Here is a 1,588-nt window from a genome sequence, read left to right as displayed (position 1 = left end):
TGGCTTTTCTTTGTGAAACATGGCCTTACCTCACAAACTGTTTTCTTTTAGTATACTCCTAAACAGAGCAAAAAGCTCTTAGAAATGTAATTCCAAGAGCTTTGTCTTCAGTCTGAAACGCTCCAGTGGAGCGTTTTTTCATGAGCTTGGAAATGAGAGAGCGAGTCAGCTCCAGTGGAGTGTTTTTTCACGAGCTTGGAAATGAGCAAGCAGTTCAAGAAGCGAACGCAAAGTCCGCAGTATCCAATCACTGATAGTTCAAAATAAAAGTAACGAAATCTATTTCCGTTACTTCTTACGTGATACGAGATTTTTGAGGTTGGCTCCAATCTTTTGCAAGAGGGTTGGTAATCTGACGATTTTGTCGTTACCGACCTGTTCACGAGCGATTTTAAGAATTTTACCCGAATCTTTTGATGCAAAGAGGAATTTTCCCTGCTCGGTAAAAACTTGAAAGTGACGACTAATTTTTTTACCAGAGACATTGGCCCCTATTTTATCGACCGACGTCCAAGGAATCTGGATATAGTCCTCGGGATTTTTATCATTGTAAAACTCTAAAGCTTTATCGCCGATAAGATACTTGCCGACCTTGTTTCCCATGCCGAGATAGAAGACCCCAGTGGTCGCTAGTTCGACCTTTGTATTAAGTGATTGTGCCATCTTTTCTACCTTAAGAATTTTTCTATATTATACCAAAAAAGGAGGACTTACGCCATGTATGGTCTAGAGCTTTTTATATAGGGCTTAAACTAATCGGATAGCTGAAGCCCGACTGTCTTTTAGTCCAATAGTGGCATCCTTTATAATGGTTCGTAATTTTTTGGGTTTATTTCTTAGATTGGCGTATAGGTTAAACTTCTATTTTTAAGCCAGTTTTAACTTAACAAATGGTAAGTAAGGATTTATAATAGCCACCGTTAGCTCATAAAGCTGATAAAAATAAAAAGAAAAACGAGATTATTATTGTGACAAAAGAGACACTTAATTAATTTTCAACAATAGACGCAGAAGTACTTTCCTAAGTCACTAAGACTTCCGCGCAAGACTTGACTGATGTTATTGTTAATAGTTGGATTTCAGGCATTGCAAATTTTGTTGCTTATTGATAATTAAGGTATAAACTTTATTGTATTAAACTACTTTTATTAGGCTTGCCTAATGGTGTTCTGAGAGGCTCTATAACTTCTGGTAGGGCTCTCACCCATTACAGTAATTACAGAAGCCAAAAGTTAAGCGAGACGAAAAATTCTATTTTGATAAGCTCTTAAAAAAGTTGAACACAAGCTCCAACCTATCTAGTCCCCATGCTTTTGAATAGACTCCAAGGCTTTAATAACAATAAGATACTGAAATAGAAGGTCAGTTTTTACTTGTTCAATTTTTGATTAACTGACTATGCCATAATACTTAGTTTATACATTTTTCTATTATTCCATAAGAAAAAGAGAGCCAAAGCTCTCTCAGACCGAAGACAAACTTCTTTTTGGGAGTTTGTCTTTTTTTAAAAATTCTCTAGAAAAATATGGCCTGAGGTGACAATAACTAAGGTATTTACTTGAATTTGGTCAAAATAAAAAGGCCTTCC

At 36.1% G+C, this 1,588-nt stretch carries 1 protein-coding gene; it reads right to left on the bottom strand.

What is annotated here, in order from left to right; all coding sequences use genetic code 11:
- Positions 1-288: 288 nt before the first annotated feature.
- Positions 289-663: a DUF956 family protein gene (locus AC4HAL_RS10975; protein ID WP_491094184.1), complete on the bottom strand. Its 375-nt coding sequence runs from the start codon at positions 661-663 to the stop codon at positions 289-291.
- Positions 664-1,588: the final 925 nt, after the last annotated feature.

It is taken from the genome of Streptococcus sp. ELY_125, assembly GCF_058314535.1.
The sequence above is the reverse complement of the archived record's forward strand: the minus strand, read 5'-3'. Positions and strand labels throughout refer to the sequence as shown.

What these genes read in the sequence shown, in the direction of transcription:
- AC4HAL_RS10975 (WP_491094184.1), bottom strand. Translation starts at nt 663, where the DNA reads ATGGCACAATCACTTAATACAAAGGTCGAACTAGCGACCACTGGGGTC.